General features: G+C 64.3%; 25 protein-coding genes. 9 read left to right on the forward strand and 16 right to left on the reverse strand.

What is annotated here, in order from left to right; translation table 11 throughout:
- Window positions 1–17: 17 nt before the first annotated feature.
- Window positions 18–329 carry a hypothetical protein gene (locus ABMA59_RS12340; RefSeq protein ID WP_349005660.1) on the reverse strand — a complete coding sequence of 104 codons (312 nt, stop codon included), beginning with the start codon at window positions 327–329 and terminating at the stop codon, window positions 18–20.
- A 369-nt stretch (window positions 330–698) separates the two neighbouring features.
- On the opposite strand from ABMA59_RS12340, the gene ABMA59_RS12345 reads away from it, so the two are divergent.
- The gene (locus tag ABMA59_RS12345) at window positions 699–1,163 is read left to right on the forward strand and encodes a L,D-transpeptidase (RefSeq protein ID WP_349005661.1); all 465 of its coding nucleotides are present in this window, start codon (window positions 699–701) and stop codon (window positions 1,161–1,163) included.
- A 194-nt stretch (window positions 1,164–1,357) separates the two neighbouring features.
- Here the strand turns inward: ABMA59_RS12345 and ABMA59_RS12350 are convergent, their stop codons facing one another.
- Genes ABMA59_RS12350 through ABMA59_RS12375 form a run of 6 tightly spaced genes read right to left on the reverse strand, consistent with a single transcriptional unit; the run spans window position 1,358 to window position 7,170 of the window.
- Entirely contained in the window at window positions 1,358–2,290 is a 933-nt protein-coding gene (locus ABMA59_RS12350) for a phosphatidate cytidylyltransferase (protein ID WP_349005662.1), read from the reverse strand.
- Entirely contained in the window at window positions 2,290–2,955 is a 666-nt protein-coding gene (locus ABMA59_RS12355; RefSeq protein ID WP_349005663.1) for a lysophospholipid acyltransferase family protein, read from the reverse strand. Before ABMA59_RS12355 ends, ABMA59_RS12350 begins: the two co-directional genes overlap by 1 nt.
- 13 nt (window positions 2,956–2,968) lie before the next feature.
- Window positions 2,969–3,403 carry a hypothetical protein gene (locus tag ABMA59_RS12360; protein WP_349005664.1) on the reverse strand — a complete coding sequence of 145 codons (435 nt, stop codon included), beginning with the start codon at window positions 3,401–3,403 and terminating at the stop codon, window positions 2,969–2,971.
- Between the two features lie 4 nt (window positions 3,404–3,407).
- On the reverse strand, window positions 3,408–4,736 hold the full coding sequence (locus tag ABMA59_RS12365) for a phosphatase PAP2/dual specificity phosphatase family protein (RefSeq protein ID WP_349005665.1): 1,329 nt from the start codon (window positions 4,734–4,736) through the stop codon (window positions 3,408–3,410).
- The gene (locus ABMA59_RS12370; RefSeq protein ID WP_349005666.1) at window positions 4,733–6,532 is read right to left on the reverse strand and encodes a bifunctional alpha/beta hydrolase/class I SAM-dependent methyltransferase; all 1,800 of its coding nucleotides are present in this window, start codon (window positions 6,530–6,532) and stop codon (window positions 4,733–4,735) included. Before ABMA59_RS12370 ends, ABMA59_RS12365 begins: the two co-directional genes overlap by 4 nt.
- A 32-nt stretch (window positions 6,533–6,564) precedes the next feature.
- A complete protein-coding gene (locus tag ABMA59_RS12375; protein WP_349005667.1) occupies window positions 6,565–7,170 on the reverse strand; it encodes a CDP-alcohol phosphatidyltransferase family protein in 606 nt (201 codons plus the stop codon).
- 125 nt (window positions 7,171–7,295) lie between these two features.
- On the opposite strand from ABMA59_RS12375, the gene ABMA59_RS12380 reads away from it, so the two are divergent.
- Together ABMA59_RS12380 and ABMA59_RS12385 are read left to right on the forward strand one after the other, a co-directional pair.
- Complete coding sequence (locus tag ABMA59_RS12380) at window positions 7,296–7,913, forward strand: TetR/AcrR family transcriptional regulator (protein ID WP_349005668.1); 618 nt, start codon at window positions 7,296–7,298, stop codon at window positions 7,911–7,913.
- Between the two features lie 171 nt (window positions 7,914–8,084).
- A complete protein-coding gene (locus ABMA59_RS12385; protein WP_349005669.1) occupies window positions 8,085–8,231 on the forward strand; it encodes a DUF1127 domain-containing protein in 147 nt (48 codons plus the stop codon).
- A 317-nt stretch (window positions 8,232–8,548) separates the two neighbouring features.
- Here the strand turns inward: ABMA59_RS12385 and ABMA59_RS12390 are convergent, their stop codons facing one another.
- Window positions 8,549–8,833: a BrnA antitoxin family protein gene (locus tag ABMA59_RS12390; RefSeq protein WP_349005670.1), complete on the reverse strand. Its 285-nt coding sequence runs from the start codon at window positions 8,831–8,833 to the stop codon at window positions 8,549–8,551.
- Between the two features lie 132 nt (window positions 8,834–8,965).
- Here ABMA59_RS12390 and ABMA59_RS12395 point away from each other — a divergent pair, with 132 nt between their 5' ends.
- Window positions 8,966–9,310, forward strand: a complete 345-nt coding sequence (locus ABMA59_RS12395; protein ID WP_349005671.1) for a DUF423 domain-containing protein — start codon at window positions 8,966–8,968, stop codon at window positions 9,308–9,310.
- A gap of 5 nt (window positions 9,311–9,315) precedes the next feature.
- Here the strand turns inward: ABMA59_RS12395 and ABMA59_RS12400 are convergent, their stop codons facing one another.
- Together ABMA59_RS12400 and ABMA59_RS12405 are read right to left on the reverse strand one after the other, a co-directional pair.
- A complete protein-coding gene (locus ABMA59_RS12400) occupies window positions 9,316–9,957 on the reverse strand; it encodes a Vgb family protein (protein WP_349005672.1) in 642 nt (213 codons plus the stop codon).
- A 36-nt stretch (window positions 9,958–9,993) separates the two neighbouring features.
- Entirely contained in the window at window positions 9,994–11,214 is a 1,221-nt protein-coding gene (locus ABMA59_RS12405; RefSeq protein ID WP_349005673.1) for a helix-turn-helix domain-containing protein, read from the reverse strand.
- Window positions 11,215–11,356: 142 nt separating this feature from the next.
- Here ABMA59_RS12405 and ABMA59_RS12410 point away from each other — a divergent pair, with 142 nt between their 5' ends.
- Window positions 11,357–12,145 (forward strand): DUF899 domain-containing protein, encoded by a 789-nt coding sequence (locus ABMA59_RS12410; protein ID WP_349005858.1) that lies wholly within the window; start codon window positions 11,357–11,359, stop codon window positions 12,143–12,145.
- Window positions 12,142–12,429, forward strand: a complete 288-nt coding sequence (locus tag ABMA59_RS12415) for a hypothetical protein (protein WP_349005674.1) — start codon at window positions 12,142–12,144, stop codon at window positions 12,427–12,429. Before ABMA59_RS12410 ends, ABMA59_RS12415 begins: the two co-directional genes overlap by 4 nt.
- Before the next feature lie 330 nt (window positions 12,430–12,759).
- Here ABMA59_RS12415 and ABMA59_RS12420 read toward each other — a convergent pair whose 3' ends face one another.
- Window positions 12,760–13,137 (reverse strand): VOC family protein, encoded by a 378-nt coding sequence (locus ABMA59_RS12420; protein WP_349005859.1) that lies wholly within the window; start codon window positions 13,135–13,137, stop codon window positions 12,760–12,762.
- 123 nt (window positions 13,138–13,260) lie between these two features.
- Between ABMA59_RS12420 and ABMA59_RS12425 the strand changes: the two genes are divergently transcribed.
- Complete coding sequence (locus ABMA59_RS12425; protein WP_349005675.1) at window positions 13,261–14,115, forward strand: helix-turn-helix domain-containing protein; 855 nt, start codon at window positions 13,261–13,263, stop codon at window positions 14,113–14,115.
- A gap of 20 nt (window positions 14,116–14,135) precedes the next feature.
- Here the strand turns inward: ABMA59_RS12425 and ABMA59_RS12430 are convergent, their stop codons facing one another.
- The 5 genes from ABMA59_RS12430 to ABMA59_RS12450 all read right to left on the reverse strand — a co-directional run bounded on the left by ABMA59_RS12430 (window position 14,136) and on the right by ABMA59_RS12450 (window position 18,593).
- Window positions 14,136–14,486: a DUF779 domain-containing protein gene (locus tag ABMA59_RS12430; protein WP_349005676.1), complete on the reverse strand. Its 351-nt coding sequence runs from the start codon at window positions 14,484–14,486 to the stop codon at window positions 14,136–14,138.
- A 180-nt stretch (window positions 14,487–14,666) separates the two neighbouring features.
- Window positions 14,667–16,184, reverse strand: coding sequence for an aldehyde dehydrogenase (gene adh, locus ABMA59_RS12435; RefSeq protein ID WP_349005677.1), 1,518 nt, complete (start codon window positions 16,182–16,184; stop codon window positions 14,667–14,669).
- 165 nt (window positions 16,185–16,349) lie between these two features.
- Entirely contained in the window at window positions 16,350–16,550 is a 201-nt protein-coding gene (gene hemP / locus ABMA59_RS12440) for a hemin uptake protein HemP (RefSeq protein WP_349005678.1), read from the reverse strand.
- A complete protein-coding gene (locus ABMA59_RS12445; protein WP_349005679.1) occupies window positions 16,540–17,574 on the reverse strand; it encodes a GAF domain-containing protein in 1,035 nt (344 codons plus the stop codon). Before ABMA59_RS12445 ends, hemP begins: the two co-directional genes overlap by 11 nt.
- A gap of 353 nt (window positions 17,575–17,927) precedes the next feature.
- On the reverse strand, window positions 17,928–18,593 hold the full coding sequence (locus ABMA59_RS12450) for a FadR/GntR family transcriptional regulator (protein ID WP_349005680.1): 666 nt from the start codon (window positions 18,591–18,593) through the stop codon (window positions 17,928–17,930).
- 203 nt (window positions 18,594–18,796) lie between these two features.
- Between ABMA59_RS12450 and ABMA59_RS12455 the strand changes: the two genes are divergently transcribed.
- Both ABMA59_RS12455 and ABMA59_RS12460 read left to right on the forward strand, forming a co-directional pair.
- The gene (locus tag ABMA59_RS12455) at window positions 18,797–19,675 is read left to right on the forward strand and encodes a fumarylacetoacetate hydrolase family protein (protein WP_349005681.1); all 879 of its coding nucleotides are present in this window, start codon (window positions 18,797–18,799) and stop codon (window positions 19,673–19,675) included.
- On the forward strand, window positions 19,672–20,451 hold the full coding sequence (locus ABMA59_RS12460) for an alpha/beta fold hydrolase (protein ID WP_349005682.1): 780 nt from the start codon (window positions 19,672–19,674) through the stop codon (window positions 20,449–20,451). The genes ABMA59_RS12455 and ABMA59_RS12460 overlap by 4 nt, the downstream gene beginning before the upstream one ends.
- Window positions 20,452–20,461: the final 10 nt, after the last annotated feature.

Genomic DNA, 20,461 nt, shown 5'->3' on the forward strand with positions numbered 1-20,461 from the left:
TTTGGGGCAACCCGGCGTCACGCGCCGGCCTCTCCCGAACTTCCCGCAGCCTTGCGCGCATTCACGCTGCGGACCGTCGATGCGGCTCTAACGCGCGGAACGGGCGAAGGTTCGAAACCAAACCGCAAATGCCCCGCCTTTCGGCGTACACGAATGCTTGATAGCAGCCACGCCAACAGAAACAGCATGATCGCATGAGCCGTGGAGGTAGCGCTACCGGCGCTTTCGGCTGCCATCGCGCGTCCCGTATCCGCCAGAAGACCGATCGCCGTCAGGATCGCCGTCGCGATGACGACCCTCTTCAGCCAACCTGTCCCACCGCTGCCCATTTTCGACTTTCGTTCCTGCTTTCGTCGCGGACCATAATCAGCTTTGCATGTTTCCAGACGATGCCGTTTCGAAACCACATTGTTGCAACTGCGTTTCACTCGGCCTGAAAGCCTTTAGCTCTCGGAAATTCCATTAGCCGCTGCGGTGGTCCAAACCTTTGCCGACGAATCCCTTTGACCACAAATGCCCGATCTTGTCCATGGGTAACTTTCAAAACCGTGCAAATCGGTCAAAAATAGAAACAATCGCGAAACGAAAAACCGCGATTGCGAAATTAAACCGAAACATGACGCTGGGATAAGCGGCCATCAGGACCGAACGGCAGAGGCCGACAAAAATCCGGTCCAAACAAGATAGGGGTGGATCAAATGAATACGGTCATGTCGGCAAAGCTGATCAACGTCGCCACTGCCGCGATGGCGGGGCTGGCGCTGTTCCTCGATGCCGGTTCCGGCACGGCGCATGCCTCGAATACGAGACTGGTCGCGGAGGTCTCGATCTCCACGCAGACCATGAATGTTTCGATCGACGGCCGCCCGACCTTCCAGTGGAAAGTATCGACGGCCGGCAAGGGCTATGTCACGCCGAAAGGTTCGTTCAAGCCGTATCGCATGCACGAGATGTGGTACTCGAAGAAATACGACAACGCCCCGATGCCGCATTCGGTGTTCTTCAAGGGCGGTTACGCCGTGCATGCCACCGAAGCCGTCAAGCGTCTCGGCCGGCCCGCCTCGCATGGCTGCATCCGGCTGCATCCCGACGCGGCCGCGGATTTCTATCGTCTGGTCGAGACCTTTGGGCCGACCAACACCAGCATTGTGATCACGCAGTAAAATCGGCAGTAGGGCAGTAGGGCAGTAGGGCAGTAGGGCAGTAGGGCAGTAGGGCAGTAGGGCAGTAGGGATCAACTTCCCGGCGCGCTTGCTAGGACAAGCGTTGGGGTGCTCAGCGATGCGCCTTGACCGCTTTGCCACAAAAAGTTCGCCCTCCTACTGCCCTACTGCCCTACTGCCCTACTGCCTACTGCTTACACCGTCCAAAAATACCGCACGATGTGAAAGAACACCGGCGCGGCGAAGACCAGGCTGTCGGCGCGGTCGAGCATGCCGCCATGGCCCTCGATCATGTGACCCCAGTCCTTCACGCCCTGGTCGCGCTTGATCGCCGATGCGACCAGCCCGCCGAGGAAACCCATCAGGCAGATGAGGAACGCCACGATGGCCGCGTGAACCGGGCTGAACGGCGTCAGGAACGACAGGGCCGCGCCCAGCAGGCTGGCAGATGCAACGCCGCCGACCAGTCCTTCCCAGGTTTTCGATGGCGAGACCGACGGCGCGACCTTGTGGCGGCCGAACAGCTTTCCGAAGACATATTGAAGCACGTCGCTGCCCTGGACCACTATGATCAGGAATGCGATGAGCAGCAGGTTGCGGCCTTCGAAGCCCGGCACGTCCAGCGTCAGCAGGGCGGGGACGTGGCTGATGCAATAGACAGAGAGCATGACCGCCCATTGCTGGGCGGATACGCGCTCCAAGAAGCGCTCCGTGTCGCCCTGCAACGCTGTCACCGCCGGCATGAGCAGGAAGCAATAGACCGGGATGAAGATGGTGAAGAGGCCGTACCAGGCGGTCCACACCAGCCAGTATTGGATCGGAATGATGATCGCGAACATGGCGAGCAGCACCCAATGGTCGCTGCGGCGGGTATGGGTCAGCGTCACGAATTCGCGCAGCGCCGCAAACGAGATCAGCGCGAACAATACGGTCATGCCGTCCTTGCCGAAGAAGAAGGCGATGGCGATCAGCGCCACCATGATCCACCACGCCTGGATACGCTGGTTGAGATTGACCAGCCCAGGCTTGTTCCGGTCGCGTGCACGCCAGGTGAGGAATCCGGCGACAAGGCTCGCCGTCACCAGCACGGCGCTCAGCCCGACGATCAGCAGGGTGGTTTCGCGCATCATTTCCGTTTCCCCCGCGGGCGCGGCTGCAGCGCAAGCAGCGCGGCATGCGCGCGCTTGAGAAAATCATGGCGGTCCTCGCCGCTTTCCACCCTGACCGGCGGGCCGAAGACGACGCGGCAGAGCAGCGGCACCGGCAGGAAATGTCCCTTCGGCAGCACACGCGACATGTTCTCGATCCAGCAGGGGATCAATTCGACCTCCGGCCGCATGACCGCGAGATTGTAGAGCCCCGAGCGGAAGCGCGTCAGCGGTTCATCCGTCATGTTGCGCGTGCCTTCGGGAAACAGGATCAGTGAATCTCCCTGGTCGAGAACGGCTAGCATCGCATTGATCGGGTTGTCGGCGGGTTCGGTCCAGGTGCGGTGGATCAGGACGGAGGACAGCATATCCTCGGCGATGAAGCGGCGCAGCCGCGTCTTGCCCCAATAGTCGGCGGCGGCGACTGCGCGCGTGCGCTGGCGCAACTGCTCGGGCAGGCAGGCGGAAAGCAGGATGAAGTCGCCATGGCTGGCGTGGTTGGCGAAATAGATGCGCTGGCGCTCCGAGGGCTCGCTGCCCATCCAGATCGGCCGGACCCCGGTGATCGCCCAGGCAAGCCCCGACAGGCCGATCGAAGTGGCCGAGCGCAGCAGCCGGAAGCAAAAATCTCGCAATCCGCTCATGGCAGCGCGCGTCTCAGGCCGCCACGGCGAGCAGCGGCAAGCCCAGCGCCACGATGAACACAGTCAAGGCGACGCGCTGCAGCCTGACAAGACGGCGCGTGCCGGCGGCGCGGTTGGCAAGCGAGCGTGTCTGCGGCGGTACGGGTTTCAGGCGCATCCGGGCAAGAATGTCATCGACGGCGGCGCCGCCTTTCTGCTCGTCTTCATAGCTTGCCATCAGGCGGAAAAGAAGCGCGTCGAAGAACAGGATGGCCGAGACAGCCAACACTGCACCGGCTCCGGCGATTGCGGCCAGGCGGGCGACAATGGCGAGCGAACTGCCATAAGCTTCCGGCGCGACCAGACTGTGCGCGATGCTGATCGCTGCGACGAGCGCCGGCGGCCATAGTGCTTGTATCAGAGACCATCGCGCCAGCGCGCTGATCTGATCAGGATAGGGATCGCTCATACGCTCAGCCGGGCGCCGGAAGATCGGCAGCGCGCAAATGCACGGGGCGGCCGGCCGTGGCAAGGAGATTGGCGGCGCCGGAGAGGTCACGCGCCCGCCCGGTGGCGACAAGCCATTCGGCCACCACGCCGGCGCTGCGCTGGAAGCCGAGGGCGCAGCAGACCAGCACGGGACCGGTTGCCCGCGCCGCTTCCACCGCGCCCGCTGCCTCCGCACGTTGGGAGGCGGTGGATGCAATCAGGTCCAGCATCGGAAAACTCAGCCAGTGACAGACGGCGCCCTGCGGTCTCGCGAGCTCGGCGGCAAGATCGATCACCGTTGCAAAACGGTCGGCTTCGGCGGCACTCGGAAAACGCCCGAGCGAAACGCTGTCCGCGATTTCGACCTGAGCGGGAAGGGAACGGGTCCAGGCCCTGACATTGAGTTTCGCGCCGACCCGATACGGCCACAGCAGAAGCCGGCTTGCCAGGGTCACCCGGCCGTCGCTGGCCTTCTGAAAAACATCCGGATTCCGCGTCGCGTAGCCGAAAGCGACGATAGCGAGCGCCAGAGCTGGCCAGAGCAGCGCCAGCCACAGCGCGGAGTGGAATGCGCCGAATATTGCACCCGCAAGCAGCAGCGTTGCGCCAAGCCCGTAGCAAATCGCAAGCCGACGCGCTTTGCGGTCGATGGTCAGACGTGCTCCAGTGAAGGGGAGGGCACCTTCGCGCGGAAACAGCCAGAGCGCGAACAGGCCGAGCAGTGCGCCGGTCGGGATGTCGATGAAGTGGTGCTGCCACGTGGTCATCACCGAGGCGCCGATGAGGAAGCACCAGACATGCCACAGCCCTTTCCACCAGCCGTCAAGCCGGTTGCGGATATGGTCCCAGATGATCACCAGCAGCGCGATGTGCAGCGACGGGGCCTGGTTGAACGGCTTGTCGAATCCGCCGAGCACGGCAAACAGGAAACCGGGCAGCCCGTCGGTCGCGGGTCTTGTAAAGGTCGCGGTGAGCGGGAAGGCAATGAAGCAGGCAATAGCTATGAGTTGCGCGGTCAGGTAGCGTCCGGCCAATCGGTCGACGCCGCTTCGCGTGGTGTTGATCAGCAGCGACAGGCCGTAGAACAGGTTGATCGACCAGTAGGGCAGGATTGTCCAGGCGACGAACGGGACTGAGTGCTCCCAGGAAAAGACGATGCTGCCGACATGTTCGCGTTGTGCGGCCAGCCAGTTGGCATAGCCGTAGGTCAGGTAGAAGAACGGCGCGAGGAATAGCAGCCAAAGCAGGGCGCGCCGGAATATCTGGCCGAATGTGTCAGGTGGCGATAGCGTGTCGGCGGGAAGCACGGTCATTCCGGAGAAACCCGCCGCGCCACTGAAACGGTGAAGATGCCCCACTCGTCGATGCGCTGGTCGATCTTCTCGAAGCCGGCAGCCTCGACAAGCTGGTCCATTTCGGCCTGCGTGCGGCGGCGCATCACCCAGGCCTGGCCGCCGCGATGCGAGGTCAGGCTGCGGGCGATCATTTCGAGCTGCGGATGCCAGGGCTGGCACGTGTAGATCAGCATGCCGCCCGGCTGGATCGTTTTGGCCAGGCCGCCCAGCGAACGGCGGATCGGTGCGTTGTCCGGGAAAAGCTCGTAGAGGCCGGAGACGATGGCGAGGTCCGGGGCGGGCTCAATCGCAGCAAGCGCCTCGCCGTCGAAGGCGTCGGCCTTGCGGAAGGTGACGCTGTCCGGAAGTTCGCGTTCGGCGATCAGTGCTCGACCCCTTTCGACGTTGATGTCCGAATAGTCCTGCAAGCGGACCGAGGCGGGCGGTTCCTCGAGATTGGCGATGGCGTCGAGCACGTAGCGGCCGTGGCCGGCGGCTATGTCGAGGATGTGGAGCGGGCGGCCGGCGATGCGCAGGTCTCGCGCCGCCTTGCCAATCAGTTCCTCAAGATGGAGTTTTCGCTGCCTGATGCCGCGCCAGCCGATGGCGTCGAGAAAAGTGCGGTCGACCGTGCGGCCAACGGGACCGAGGCCGCGCGCTTCGTTCTCATAGACATAGTCGAGCGTCGAGCCGGAATCGAAGCCGGTCTTCACGCCGGTCGAAATGCCGTTCGAGACCCAGCCGCCCATGCGGATGAAGGCGCGGCTGATGGCCCAATACAGGCCCTTTGGCGATAGCAGATCCAGGGGCGCGGCGAGCCTGTCGGCCTCGTCGCGCGTAAAACCGGCGCGGTCTGCCTGCGTGATGTCCAGCCTTGGCTCCTGCGCGTCGAACTGGCCGACGATGAAATCACGGGCGAGGGTTATCGCCTTTGCCCGGTCGCGCTCGCCGAGCGTGTCGTGGAAGAAGCCGGGCAGGATATGGCGTTCCTTCGCCGGGCTGGCGAGGTTGACAAAGAATTCGTGCTGCGGACCGTGGCGGACCACCCAGTCGCTGCCGGAAATCAGAACTTGCGTCGGTACTGTGATGGCGCGGGCGTCGCCCACGACGCGCTCGGCGTGGTCGTAAAGGTCGAGGAGGATGTTGGAGGCGATCGGCCGGGTGATCAGCGGATCGGACTCGAACGATCTGATGCGCTCGGGATCGTGGGTCAGGAAACGCGCCTTGACGTAGGAATTGACGAAGAAGCGGCCCTTCCACAGCTGCCATGCCGCGATGCCCTGGCGGGCGAACGGCACGTACAGTTTTACCGAGAAGGCCGGCGAGGCCAGCACCAGCGCGCGGATTTTTGGGGCGTAGTCGTGCACCCAGGTCGCGGCGAGCACGGCGCCCACGGATTGCGCGACGACGGCGATATCGCTTGCCGCGAAGCCGTCCTTCTCATTGATTTCTTTTATTAAACTGTCGATGTCGCGGACCGAGGCGGCAAAGGATGGGGAATAGCCGCGTTCGCCCGGCGAGCGGCCGTGGCCGCGCGCGTCCCATGCGTAGAAGGCGTGGTCGGGCAGGTCGAACTCATCGACCAGATGGGCCATGCGTCCGCCATGCTCGTGGCCGCGATGGAAGAGCACGATTGCCCCTTTCGCCTCTGGCGAGGCGGCCGGCCAGTAGCGGTAAAACAATTCGGCGCCGTCATGGGTCGTGAAATTGCGCTCTACGGCCAAGTCCGCGCGGTTGGCGGCTTGGGCAGGTGAGGGGGATTTTTCGGCAAGCATGATGATCCTCGAATGGCCGCCAAGCCGATGATTCAGGGAGCGGGCCGCAGGCCGGCGCGGACGCGGTTCACGATGGTGAGAAGCGACAAAACGGCGAGCAATGGGAATATGTACGGCGCTATCGCCCCGATCGGCAGGCCGATAGCAAGCAGCACGGCAATGAGGCCAAGCGCGAAAGCGCGGTCGCTCTTGCCGAAGGGGCCGGCATAGTTACGGCCGATGCCGGCCGGAATGCCCAGGGCCCCGGCAAATTCAGTGGTGATCGCAGTGATCGCGAAGGCGACGACACCCCAGGCGGGAAACACCGGAACCGCGACGAAGGCGAGGATCAAGGCGAGGTCGGAGGCGACATCGCAAAGCTCGTTCAGATACATGCCCAAGGTCGAGGCCTGGCCATGCTCGCGCGCCAGCATGCCGTCGATGGCGTTCAGCGCCATGCGCAGGAAAAGCACGACCGGGATGACCAGCCAGATCGCCCGATTGGTTGGAAAGGCAGCGGCCAGCGATGCCGCCGCAACCGACATGATCGCCGCGGCGACCGTGACCTGGTTGGCGGTGAAGCCGGCGTTTGCCAAGCTGCTGGTCAAGGGCCGCAGCAGACCCTGGAACGCCGGCTTCAGGTCATAGAGCGTCGGCATTTCCTGTCTTTCCCCTCGCCTGCGGCTTGACTTGAATGCTGTTCACGCTATTTGTGGCACGGATTTGAACGTTGTTCAAGTATCTATTTGAACAACGTTCACGAAATTTCGGGGAGCCGCGAGAGTTGGCCGCAAAGACCCAGATCAGGCGCGAAAAACTGCGCGAGGCCTTGCTGGAAATCGCCGAGCGGCGGATCGCCGAGAACGGCTACCGCGCGCTGACGGCGCGCGAGCTTGCGGCGGAGGCCGGCTGTGCGGTGGGGGCAATCTATAATATTTTCAAGGACATGGATGCGCTGGTTGCCGACGTCAATTCTCGCACGGGAGCGCGGCTTGAGCAGGCGGTGGCTGAAGCGTTTGTGCAAACTGCCAATGCCGGCACGCCGAAAGGCCAGCTTGTGCTGCTCGGACGGATCTATCTGTCCTTCGTAGTTGCCAACCCGCTGCTTTGGTCGGCGATCTTCGAACATGCGGGGCGCGTGGGCGAAGACTTCGCCGCGCGGCGGGAGGTGGAAAATGCAAGGCTGATCGGCCATATCGTCAAGCCGCTGCGGCTCCTGCTGCCGGACGCGGGCGCGGATCGGGTGGTGCTGGTGGCGCGGGCGCTGTTCGCGGCGGTGCATGGCATTGTCAGTCTCGGCCTGCAAAGGCGGTTCCTGGCCGAATCTCCGGACGAGGTGGCGACCCAGATCACCTTCATCGTCGAGGCATTCTGCGACGGTGTTGCAGTGCGAAAGGGTTAAAAATGCAGCAGCTCTAGCGGTTTTTCTGCTTTTTGAGGCAGCATCCAGCCTTGCATTTGTGCATTGCAACCATGCAAAGGCGTCAATTCAAATATGAAGGGGGAACCCCTATCTGAGCGTCGTACACAGAAGATCGTACGTGCAAGAGCAAAGAAAAGTAGAGTGAAGACCATGAACCTGATCCGCAATTACCGCAATTGGCGCCGTTATCGCGACACCGTCAACGAGTTGAGCCGGCTTTCGAACCGTGAGCTCACCGACCTCGGCATCACCCGCGCCGACATCGCTGCCGTGGCCGCCAAGGGCCGCCAGTTCTAAGTTTTTCGCCGCGGCTTCCTCCCTCCGCGGCGACAAAGACTGGCATTCTCCCCCTCCCCGAATGCCGGTACCCCTAGAAGCCCGTCGGCGCTGTCGACGGGCTTTTTTCTTGCCAAAACAAGTGGATAGCAGAAACGCGCGGGCGCGGGAAACGATGCGCCGGCGGTCCGGCAAGTCCGGAATATTTAGAAAAATCAATCGGTTGAGTGAAATTACCCGGCGACAAAACGGTTTGGCCTGACGCGAGGGCCTCGTGCACTTGCCGCCGGGCCACTTTTCGCGTCCGCCGCGTGATCCCCGTCACTCCCGACCTGACGTCAGTCGTCGTTGGAGGCGTCGAGTTCTTCCGGCCTTTTGCCGACCTCGTTCGCCCCGCCGAGGCCGGCGGCATTGCGCAGCGCAGCATTGATACGCTCCTGCCATCCGGGGCCATCGGCCTGAAAATGGTCGAGCACGTCGCGGTCGATCCTCAGCGACACGGTTTCGCGGGCGGCGGCGCTGACCGGGGCGCGGGCTACCTCGGCCGCCGGCTTGGCCGAGCGCTTGAACATGGCTTCCGCCGCCTTGAAGGGGTCGCCGGGCCGTCTGGTGGATGTTGCCATTTCTTTCCTCTGTTTCGCGACGCCGGAGCAGCCGGCGCGTGATTTGGTCTCGGTAAGAGATAATGCGGCGGCGGGCGCTTGACGAGGCGGGCATTTCGCGCGAGCGCCTGTTGCCGCAACAAGGGCCGAGCCATGAACGCCGACCGCATCCTCATCTTCATCGCCGGGCTGGCGGGCGCGGCCGGCGTGGCGCTGTCGGCGGCGGCGGCCCATGCCGGCGGGCCTAACCTGCAGACCGCCGCGACTTTTCTGCTGGTCCATGCGCCGGCGCTGCTGGTGACGTCCTTGCTGGCGGGCCGTACCGCGAGGCTCGGCGGCTTCGTGCTGACGGCAGGCCTGGTGCTGTTTTGCGGCGACCTGCTTGCGCGCGATTTCCTAGGCGACCGGCTGTTTCCCTATGCCGCGCCGGCCGGCGGGCTGTTGCTGATCGGCGGGTGGCTGGCGATTGCCGCGTCCGCGCTTTTCGATCGCCGGTAGTCCTATCACTCTGCCCCGCGCGGACGTCTGATCGCCCTGATCTTGCCGGTGTTTCCGCCGCCGCAATAAAGGCGCTCGCCAGCGTCGGCTTCCAGGCCGGACACGCCGACATCCGGCGGCATGTCGAGCTTCGCCAAGACCTCGCCCGTTGCGGGATCGATCCGCCGCACATCGCTTCGGTCGTCTTCCCAGGTGGCGTGCCACAGTTCGCCGTCCACCCAACTCACGCCCGTGACGAAACGATCGGACTCGATCGTACGGAGGACCTTGCCCGTTTCGGGATCGACCTGATGGATTTTGCGGCCGCGATGCTGTCCGACCCAAAGCGACCCTTCCGCCCAGGCAAGGCCGGAATCGCCGCCATTTCCGGGCGCCGGTATGGTGTGCAGGATGGCGCCCGTCTGAGGATCGATCTTGCGGATACGGTCCTCTCCGATCTGATAGAGGTAGCGGCCATCGAAGGCTGTCCCCGCATGCGCGGCGACATCGATCCGGCGCACGATCTCTCCGCTGTCGGGATCGAGCGCGTTCAGACTGTCGCCGGATGCGAACCAGACATGGCGACCGTCGAAGGTGACACCGGCCACATGGCGGATGTCATGAGAAAGATCGTATTCGCGAAGGATTTCGGCTTGGGAATGTTTCATCGGTCCGTTTCCGTTGATTTATCACTGCAACACACCCTAGCCGCTCGGGAGCGGGCCCGGGAGTAACAGTGTTGTCGGGAAACCGGGCACGGGCGGCGTCATCCAGCGTCGTGCGCGCGCCTGCCCGAAAAATTGCACCTTGCCGGCATTGGAAAGCTGTTCGAGCGCCCGCTGCACGCTGCGCGGGCTTACGCCAAGCGCGATCGCCAGGGCCGAGCTTGACCAGGATTCTCCGTCGGCGAGCAAGGCGAGGACCGCTGCATGTTGTTCTTCGGCATTCGGTGCGAGCACGACCACCTCGCTCGCCTTTCTCGGTACAAGTGCGAAGCCTTGCTCGGTCGCATTCAAGTCCGCCAGTGTGCCCAGTTCCGAACGCAGCCTGCCGATCTCGACCCGGAGCCGGGCGCGATGCGATTCATCCGCATGTTTTGCCCGGAAAGCCCGCCTGACCAGAACGTCCCTGGTCACGTCGCCGGGCCAAGCTTCAGCGAGCGCCCGCGCGAGTGCGAACAAGACCGGGCGGGTCGCGAGCGAAACCGTCGTCGCGGCATTTCTGACGACGTTGCGGCAGGCGTCGACGACGAAGGCCCCAGAACCGAACAGGGCTTCGACCTCTTCCAGTCTGAGAATATGCTCCTCTCCGCGTGCGATGGCGCGCGCCGCCGGTTGCGTCATCAGCAGCGAGACGCTTTGCACCTCCGCCTCCAGCGCCTCGATGCCGGCCGCCTGCGCTGCGCGGACGGCCCTTGCGAGTGCTGCGCGCGCCGTCTCAGTGTGCAAACGGCGGATCGCGATGCCCGCCGCCGCAAGCTCGTAGCCGGCTCTTGACGCGGGCGAGAGCGGCGCGGGATCGATTTCGGAGAGCACGCGCCCGGCCTCTTCGATACGGCCGATCAGGAGCAGGCGGCGGGCGGCTAGACATCCGGCTTGGGCGGCGTTGATGCGGTCGCCGCGCCGTTCGAGCACGGCCCTTGCCGCGTCGAGCGTTTTGGCCGGCCAGGTGAGGTCACGCGAGACAAGCGCAATTTCGGCCTCGGCGACCACGCAGCGCGCACGCGCGACCGAATCCCTGGGGCCGAAGGTTTTGGCCGCGCGCTTGAGGAGATCCTTGGCGCGATCGAGATCGCCGAGCTGCGCCATCGCGACGCCCCGAAGGGCAAGGGCGGGCGCATCATCGCGTAGCGCAATCCTTTTCAGGGCGTGGAGCGGATCGCCCGCGGCGAGCGAGAGGGCGGCAGCCGTGATCAGCGAGTCCATCGCAATCCCGTCACACTTGTTACTCTTGCCGTCCGATCCACGGCGCTAAGTTCAGCTCAAGACCAACACGAGCGATCGGCAGCGATAGAGCGGCGTTTCAGCCAAGGCCGGGAACTCGTCCAAATCGGAGGTTGCCATGACCATGACACCATCAACCAACAACGGACGCAATGGTGCGGAGCCGTCAATCCAAACGCCGCCTGTCCTGACGGCGAAGGCCTGGGAAGCCGCGCGCGAGCAATTGCTGGTCAAGGAAAAGGCGCAGACAAAGGCCCGCGACGCACTGGCCGCCGAACGCCGGCGCATGCCGTGGATGGCCGTGGACAAGAAATACGTGTTCGATGGCCCAAGCGGAAAGGCAAGCCTGTCCGACCTGTTCGAAGGACGGCGCCAGCTGATCGTCTACCGCGCGTTCTACGAGCCCGGTGTCTATGGCTGGCCGGAGCACGCCTGCCGGGGCTGCTCGATGGTGGTCGACCAGATGGCGCATGTCGCCCATTTGAATGCCCGCGACACGACGCTGGTCGTCGTTTCACGCGCTCCGCAGGCCGACATCGCGCGGCTGAAGGCGCGGATGGGCTGGGACGTGCCGTGGTTCACCGTCACCGACAGCTTCGACAAGGATTTCGGCGTGGACGAATGGCACGGGACCAACGTCTTCTTCCGCGACGGCGACCGCATCTTCCGCACCTATTTCCTCAACAATCGCGGCGACGAGCAGATGGGCGGCACCTGGAACTATCTCGACATAACGCCGCTCGGCCGCCAGGAGGTGTGGGAGGATTCTCCGGAGGGCTATCCGCAGACGCCGACCTACAAATGGTGGAACTGGCACGACAGCTACCAGCCCGAGGCAGCGCCGGACAAGAAGTGGGTCGAGGTTTCGGACGTAGGCGAGGCGGCGATGCGCAACCAGAGTGCGCGGCCATGAGCCATGCCTGTTGCGGCGGACCCGACGAGGAGGCGGCCCGCGGGACCGCCGCCGCGCCGAGCGCGGCGGATATGCTGGCTCTCGCGGCGTCGCCGACTTTCGCCCTCATGGCGCTGCTGAGCGGCATTCTTGAAAGCGATCCGGCCGCGGTCATGTGCGCGGCGGCCGGCGCGTGGCCGCTCACCGGAATGACCGCCATGTACCTGCTGATGAGCGCCTTTCACGCCACGCCCTGGCTGAAATTTTTGCGCGAGCGCTGGCCGGCAGCCTTGGCCAACAAGTAGCGCAGGTTGGCCGCGCGAAAAAAAAAGCGCGGCCCGCCGCAATACCCGGTCCACCCGGAAATCCGAACTGGTGCGGAAGGTGCGCGGCCGAACCGACGCAAGTGCCGGGGACAGTTTTACCCGGTCCACTCGGAAACCCGGAAACGGCCTGGGAGATATGCGGCCGAACAGGTACAAGTGCCGGGGACAGTTTACTTTTTTCGGCCCGCGCGACTTCTGGACTGCTGCGGCCTTTCTGCCGAAAGAAGGTAAACTGTCCCCTGCGGTTACCCTTCGAGCATCGGCCACGCGCGAACGGTTTTCGGGTTTCCGAGTGGACTGGGTAAAACGTCACTCGGCTGCGGCGCAATAGGCCTCGATGCGGTAGCCGTCGGGGTCGACGACGAAGGCCGCGTAATAATTGTCGCCATAGTCGGCGCGCAGGCCGGCAGGACCGTTGTCGCGGCCGCCTGCCTTCATAGCCGCTTCGTGGAATTGAGCGACGGATTTGCGGGTCGGCGCGGCGAAGCAGAAATGCAGCCCGGATGCGGTATCCTCCGGAACCGGGCGGCTGCTCTGGCCGATCCACAGCGCGACCGAGTCCTTGCCGTAACCCAGTGAAGTTTCGCCGTCGCTGAGGCAAGAATAGCCGAGCGGCGCGAGCACCGCGTCGTAGAATTTCTTGGCGCGCGCGACGTCGCGAACGCCGATCGAAACATGGTCTATCATCGTCATCGTCTTCTCCAAGCGTTTGGACGCCCCGCAAACGGAACCGTCATGAGATGGCGGCAATCTGCGGCGGCGCGCTTTCGGAGGCTTGGGGAAAATTGCTATTCTTCCGCGATGGATACGGTGGAGGTCGAAGTCGACAGCCGGGCCGCGCACGCCGGTGCTCCGGCCGCGCGGCGGCTTGCCGTTGGGCCAGGCTGGTCGGTGCATGAATATGTCTGCGAGGCAGGCCCCGGTGACCGGCCATTCGAGGAACGGCACGATTGCGTCTCGATCGCCGCCGTGGTCGCCGGCTCGTTCAACTATGCGTCGGATCAGGGCAAGGCACTGCTGCATCCCGGCGCGGTGCTGCTCGGCAATTTTGGCGCCTGTTACGAATGCGGCCATGACCACGCCGTCGGCGACCGCTGCATCGGCGTGCAGTTCGCCCCCGACTATTTCGCCGAGATTGCCGCGACAGCCGCCGGCTCCTCGAAATTTCGTTTTCCAGCGGCGATGCTGCCGTCAGGGCGCGAGATGCTGCCCCATACGGTCATGCTGGAAGCCGGCGGCGGGAATCGCGACCGCCTGAAGACCGAGGAGGATCTGGTCGGCTTCGTGGCGGCCGTGGTGCGCGCGCTATCCGGCGCTGCTGCTATGGCGCCTCGGGTTTCGGCTCAAGATTCCCGCCGATTAAGCCGCGCATTGCGCTACATCGAAAACCATTCGGAGCAGGCGCTCGATCTCGACCAACTGGCCAGCATCGCCGCGATGAGCAAGTTCCATTTCCTGCGCACCTTCCGGCGCAGCGTCGGTGCCACGCCCTATCAATATCTGCTCGGCATCCGGCTGCGCCGCGCGGCGCTGCGCCTGCTGGCCACGCGGGATGCCGTATCGGCCATCGCCTTCGAGGCCGGGTTCGGCGACCTGTCGACCTTCAATGGCACGTTTCGCGCGCGGTTCGGCATGACCCCGATGGCGTTTCGCCGGGCGGGGTAGGGCCCGCCTTTCACAAATCCCTACGGCACGGCGCAGATGGTCGAACGGGTGAGAAAACGCTTCTCCCGGCCGTTGTCGAGCGAGAACATGCCGCCGCGACCCGGGACGACGTCGAGGATGAGGTCGGTGTGTTTCCATGCCTCATATTGCGATTCGCTAATATAAACCGGCGTATCGCCGACGGTGCCGAGCAGCACGTCGCGGTCGCCGACGATGAAATCGCCGCTGGGATAACACATGGGCGAGGAGCCGTCGCAGCAGCCGCCGGACTGGTGGAACAGCACCGGGCCGTGATCGGCGATGATCTCGGCGAGGAACATTTCGGCTTCGGGAGTTGCGGAAACCTTGTCGAGGACGAGACGGTCGGACATGGGATGGCTCCATAGTTCCCTCCGCCTTGCGGGGAGGGTGGCGAGCGAAGCGAGCCGGTGGGGTAATGTCCCCGGTCCGCCCTTGTCTTCATGAGGTCGAGCGCTACCGCGGCGACCCCACCCGGCCAGCCGCAAACGCGGCTGGCCACCCTCCCGCAAGGGGGAGGGATCGGCGGCCCATCAGAAAAACCCGAGCTTCTTCGGGCTGTAGCTGACCAGCATGTTCTTGGTCTGCTGGTAGTGGTCGAGCATCATCTTGTGGGTCTCGCGGCCGATGCCGGACTGCTTGTAGCCGCCGAACGCCGCGTGCGCGGGATAGGCGTGGTAGCAGTTCGTCCAGACGCGGCCGGCCTGGATGGCGCGGCCGAAGCGATAGGCGCGCGTGCCATCTCGGGTCCAGACGCCGGCGCCGAGGCCGTAGAGCGTGTCGTTGGCGACCGACAGGGCCTCGTCGTCGTCCTTGAAGGTCGCCACCGAAACGACCGGTCCAAAGATCTCCTCCTGGAAGATGCGCATCTTGTTGGTGCCCTTGAACACGGTCGGCTGGACGTAATAGCCGCCGGCGAGGTCGCCCGGCAGGTGGTTGCGCTCGCCGCCCGTCAGCACCTCGGCACCTTCTTGTCTGCCGATGTCGAGATAGGACAGGATCTTTTCGAGCTGCTCCGACGAGGCCTGCGCGCCGATCATGGTGGCCGGATCGAGCGGGTCGCCCTGGACGATGGCCTCGACGCGCTTCACCGCCTTCTCCATGAACTTGTCGTAGATCTTCTCGTGAACCAACGCACGGCTGGGGCAGGTGCAGACCTCGCCCTGGTTGAGGGCGAACATGACAAAACCCTCGATCGCCTTGTCCAGGAAATCGTCGTCCTCGGCCGCGACGTCCTGGAAGAAGATGTTGGGGCTCTTGCCGCCGAGTTCGAGCGTCACCGGGATGAGGTTCTGCGCGGCATATTGCATGATGAGCCGGCCGGTCGTCGTCTCGCCGGTGAAGGCGATCTTGGCGATGCGCGGGTTCGACGCCAGCGGCTTGCCGGCCTCCAGGCCAAAACCGTTGACGACGTTGAGCACGCCTGGCGGCAGGATGTCGGCGATCAGGTCGATCAGCACGTGGATCGAAGCGGGTGTCTGCTCTGCGGGTTTCAGGACGACGCAGTTGCCGGCGGCGAGCGCGGGCGCAAGCTTCCACACGGCCATGAGGATCGGGAAATTCCAAGGAATGATCTGGCCGACCACGCCCAGCGGCTCATGGAAATGATAGGCGACGGTGTCGTGGTCGATCTCGGAAATCGCGCCTTCCTGGGCACGGACCACGCCGGCGAAATAACGGAAATGGTCGATGGCGAGCGGGATGTCGGCGGCGGTCGATTCGCGGATCGGCTTGCCGTTGTCCCAGGTCTCGGCCAGCGCCAGCGTGGCGAGGTTCTGCTCCATCTTGTCGGCGATGCGGTTGAGCAGCAGCGCGCGCTCGGCCGGGCTGGTCTTGCCCCACTTTTCCTTCGCGGCATGCGCGGCGTCGAGAGCGGCCTCGACGTCGGCGGCCTCGGAGCGGGCGATCTCGCACAGAACCCGGCCGTTGACCGGGGAGGTGTTCTCAAAAGTCTTTCCCGACTTGGCGGGCACATATTTGCCGCCAATGAAGTTGCCGTATGTCTTGGCGAACGGGACTTTCGCGGCGCGTGAAAATTCAACCTTGTTCATTCCGATCCTCCCGGATGACATACGCCGCACCATGCGGCGCGTCCGATGGGATCGATGACGCGGCTCGGGGAAATTGTCAGCCGGGGCGCGCGAGGTCGCTGGCCGGAAGTGTCGCAGATGTGAGACAGGCGGGGGCGGCAGGCGCCGCCGGGAAGTTCCGGAGGGTCACTTGTTGAGCACGAGCTTGCCCAATTTGGTGATCTTCAGGCTGTAGACGGAATCACCGTGAAAGATGGCGATCTCGTGCTCGCCGGCCTGAAAGATGTCGGTGCTGGAAACCATGCGGACGTCGTCGCGGGCAAGAGGCAAGGCCTCGCGGTCCGAGGATTGCAAAGAGCGCGGCGAACCGAACCCGTCAATGCGCATCGCTGTGCCCTCGCAAGAGGCGGGGAGGAGCATCCGGGGGCGATCCCTCCCGCGTCCGGTTGGTTTCAAGCCTTCCGAGCTTTCGGTAAAGCGTGGCGCGGCTGATGCCGAGCAGGCGGGCGGCGGCGGCGGTGTTGCCGTCGGTGCGCGCCAGCGCCCGCTGCAGCACGGCGCGTTCCGCGTCGCGCAATTCGCCGCCGTGCACCGCCTGCTGCCCGAGCAGATCGGCTGCGGGAAGGGGGCGGGCGAGGCTGTCGGCGGTGAGTCCCAGGGCCAGCCGCGCCGCCCTCGTCGCGCCGATGACGATGTCGTCGCCGTCGACCGCAAGCAGGGCGCCCGAGCTCTTGTCCCGTGTCGGCGCCAGCAGGATGCGCGCATCGGAAAATGCCATGCGAAAATGATCGGCCTCGATGCGGCGCGCGGCGTCCGACACGGCCATCGAGATCAGGTTGACAAACCCTTCGGTCAGGTCGGCGCGGCAGGAGGACACGTCGAGGGCTGCGGCCAGATTGCCTTCATGGTCGAAGATCGGCGCGGTGGTGCAGGACAGCAGGGTGTTGCGGTCATAAAAATGCTGGTCGGCGTGGATCGTCAGGGTCCGCTGCTCCACCAGGCAGGTGCCGATGCCGTTGGTGCCTTCCGCCTGTTCGCTCCAGACGGTGCCGGTCCACAGGCCCCAGTCGCGAAACGTGCTGTCGTCGGAGACCGCGCCGCGCCGGTCGAGGGGGATGCCGTCGCGGTCGGCCAGAAGCACGCAGCAGCCGACGCCGCCGACCGCCTGATACAGCCGGTCGAGGCTGGCCTGCGCGACGCGCAGAAGCGGCTCTATCCGCCGCTTGGCCTCGTTCAATTCGCCCTGCGTCAACCGGGTCGGCCCCTTGCGTTCGCCGGGGTCGAGATGGTGCAGCGTGGCGGAACGGCGCCAGGATGCGACAAGCGCCGACTTGGCGGCGGCATCGGACGCGATTGCCGCGTGGACGCGCTCGGTGTGGAAACGCTGCGCTGCTTGACTATTGGTCTGCATGGCCAAAGCTCTCCTCCCCGGATGCTCCTGTGCCTTACCATGGCCGGGAATGGTACGAACTGCATTTCGGGCCGCGACGGCCGGCCGGTCCGTCGTCCATTGGTCTACACCGACACGAAGACAGGGCCTTCGTCATCCGAAATCGCTATATTTAGCGGAATACAGCGAAAGTCCAGAAAAATGAATGGCGGGGATCGTGACCTTGCAAATTGGTCAGATCGGGAAGCCGAGTTTGGCGACGTTGAGGCCGGATGACGCTGGCAGGCGGAGGCGTGCGCTCTGATGCGCGGCCGGTGGCGGATAGACGATCAAGAACCCGGCCGGGCCAATCGGCCCAGTCTCGCCGTCAAAGGTTATCGTCCCAGCAAATTCTTCGCCACCGTCTGCAGATGCGCCAGCATGGCGGCGCGGGCGCCTTCGGGGTCGCGGCGCAGCAGGCGGTCGAGGATGGCCTCATGCTCGACGCAATAGGTCTGGCGGCGTTCCTCGGAAAAGGAACGTTTTTTCATCTCGAACCAGGGCGACTGGTTGCGCAGGATGCGCATGAGGTTGTGCAGTTCCTTCAAAAATTCGTTGCGCGAGCAGGCGAAGATGCGGTGGTGGAATTCGGCGTCCCAATGCTCGAATTCGGGCATGTCGGTCGCCTCGCAGGCGGTCTGGTAGGCGTCGCGCACGGCGTTGAGTTCGCCGGCGCTGGCGTTGGTGGCGGCGAAGCCTGCGGCGGCGGGCTCCAGCAGGAGGCGGATTTCCATCATGTCGGCCGGGCTGGTGCCTTCCATGCGGGTGAAGGCGGCGGCCATGGAGTTGGGGTCGGCCGCTGCGACGAAAGTGCCGCGCCCGACCTGGCGGACCAGCGTACCGTCCTCCTCCAACAGGCCGACGGCGCGCCGCACCGTATTGCGCGCCACGCCGAATTCGCCGGCAAGGTCGCGCTCCGGCGGGATGCGGTCCTCCCACTCCCCCGACGAAATACGCTTCCTGAGCGCTGTGGCGATGTCTCCGGCGACCAGTTTTGGCATGCAAGCGATTCCTGTAGTGAACCGATATTGAACCAATCTATTGATGGTCTCACGCCTCGTCCAGCGGAAATCCGCAGTTTCGACGGGATAGACACCAAAAATCAGACTGATAGGGAACAATCACCCTTGCGATAGGAACCAATCGGCGCTAGCGTAACCGAAATGGGCTTGAATTGGCTCAAAAAAGGTTCAGGGAGAGAAGCATGAGGGTGGCGACATTCTCGATCGGCGGCGAGCGCCGGGTCGGTCTCGTGGATACTGACAACGAGACGATCGCGCCCTTCGACCTGCCTGTCGAGCGCGCCGAAAACGGCATCGTTGCGCTGATCGACCGCAACGGAGCCGGTGTGCCGCGTACGCTATCGCCGATCCCGCTCAACCAGGTCGAGCTGGAGGCGCCGATCCCGCAGCCGCGCCGCAACATCTTCTGCGTCGGCAAGAATTATTACGAGCACGCGCATGAGTTCGCGAAAAGCGGCTTCGATTCCAGCGCGGCGGCCGGAGCGATCCCGAAAAACCCGATTATTTTTTCAAAAGTGCCGGAATCGGTCATCGCCAACCGCGCCAATGTTGTGATCGACAGCAAGGTCTCGACCGCGATCGACTACGAGGCGGAGCTCGCGGTGATCATCGGCAAGGCAGGGCGCGGCATCTCGAAGGAGAACGCCTTCGACCACGTCTGGGGCTACACCATCGTCAACGACGTGACGGCGCGCGACCTGCAAGGGAAATACAGCCAGTGGCTGATCGGCAAGTCGCAGGACACGTTCTGCCCGATGGGGCCCTGGGCGGTGACCAAGGACGAGATCGACCTGGAGCACACAGGCATTCGCTGCTTCGTCAACGGCGAACTCAGGCAGGATTCAAAGATCCCGCTGCTGATCTTCGATATTCCGACGATCATCGCCACGCTGTCGGAGGGCATCACGCTGAAGCCTGGCGACATCATCGCCACCGGCACGCCGGCCGGCGTCGGCATCGGTTTTGATCCGCCGAAATATCTGAAGGCCGGCGACTTCGTGCGCGTCGAGATCGACGGCATCGGCGCGCTGGAGAACCCGATCACGGAGCGCGTGTTATGACGACCGTCAGCGTCGGGCAGGCCGTCGCGGAGGTTTCCGGCGAGGGTTTTCCGGTCGTGATGATCCACGGCTTGGGCGGCACGTCGAATATGTTCTTCCCGCAGATGCAGGCGCTGAGCGGGTTTCGGGTCGTGCGCGTCGATCTTCCCGGATCGGGCCGCTCGCCGCGTCCCGTCGATGTGCTGTCGATCGAGGGCATGGCGCGGGCTGTGCTCAAAGTGATGGAGGTAACCGGCGTTGAGAAGGCCCATGTGGTCGGCCATTCGATGGGCACCATCGTGGCGCAGCAAATCGCGGCCGAGCGGCCGGAGACGGTCGCATCGCTGGTGCTGTTCGGCGCGCTGGCGGAACCCGCCGAAGCGACCCGGCAAGGATTGCAGGCGCGGGCAAAGCTGGCGCGTTCGGGCGGCATGTCGGATATCGCCGACCAGATCGTGGCCAACGCCATCTCGGCGCACACGCGCGAGCATTTTCCGGCGGCGGCCGCCTTCGTGCGGGAATCGATCACGCGGCAGGATTTCGAATCCTACGCCCGCGCCTGTGAGGCATTGGCCAGGGCGCAGGCCGTCGATGCCAGGCGGATCAACGCCCCGGCATTGCTGATCACCGGCGATGCCGACACTGTGAACCCGCCGAGCGTCGCGCAGGTGCTTGCCGACAGGATCAAGGGAGCCGTATTCTCGTCGCTCGACCGCTGCGGCCACTGGGCCACGGTCGAGGCTCCGGGGGAGAGCAGCCGGCGGCTTGCCGATTTTCTGATGCGCGTCCACCGATGAAGGACGCGCA

The organism is Mesorhizobium yinganensis, assembly GCF_040081985.1.
Taxonomy (GTDB): Bacteria; Pseudomonadota; Alphaproteobacteria; order Rhizobiales; family Rhizobiaceae; genus Kumtagia; species Kumtagia yinganensis.